Consider the following 628-nt stretch of genomic DNA (forward strand, 5'->3'; position numbering starts at 1 on the left):
AATGTTTATTTCCAGCGTCGTCAGACCCGGGCAATTGAAGCAGCGGCCCGCGACGGCAAAACCATCATCCCGAGGTCAGAATAATGGCTATGTCACCGGCCCTGAGAAAAAAGCTGATTTCGGCGTCGGCTGGCGGGGCGATAGCCATCACCGTGGCGTTGCTATGCGGCAATGATGGGCTGGAGGGAACGAAACATTACCCATACAGGGATGTCGGCGGTGTCTGGACGGTCTGCACGGGCCATACCGGAAAAGACACTATTCCCGGTAAATATTATTCCGATGCTGAATGCAATGTGCTGCTGGCAGATGACCTACAGTCGGTAAAAAAAGAAGTGGATGCTGATATCAAGGTACCGATCGACCCCTATATGCGCGCCGCCATGTACTCGTTCGCCTTCAACGTCGGCGTTAACGCATTTCGACATGCGTCACTGCTGCATAACCTCAATGCCGGAAACCAGCCGGCCGCTTGCGACGGCCTACGGCAGTGGGTCAGGGTCAATGACCAGCGTAATCGTGGCTTGATTAACCGGCGAGAGATAGAGCGAACTGTCTGCATGATGGGGCAAAAATGATCAGCAAAATCGCCGTTGCCGTGACGGTTGTTCTCGTCCTGGCGTTCGCC

1 protein-coding gene is annotated in these 628 nt (G+C 54.8%); it reads left to right on the plus strand.

Annotated elements, in window-relative coordinates:
• Nucleotides 1-83 precede the first annotated feature (83 nt).
• Entirely contained in the window at nt 84-578 is a 495-nt protein-coding gene (locus FCN80_RS26265) for a lysozyme (protein WP_136993294.1), read from the plus strand.
• Nucleotides 579-628: the final 50 nt, after the last annotated feature.

Origin of the sequence: Martelella alba (genome assembly GCF_005217455.1) — a bacterium.
GTDB lineage: Bacteria > Pseudomonadota > Gammaproteobacteria > Enterobacterales > Enterobacteriaceae > Acerihabitans.

Bases quoted from the DNA above. Each gene is read 5' to 3' on its own strand.
- FCN80_RS26265 (WP_136993294.1), top strand. From the start codon at position 84: ATGGCTATGTCACCGGCCCTGAGAAAAAAGCTGATTTCGGCGTCGGCT.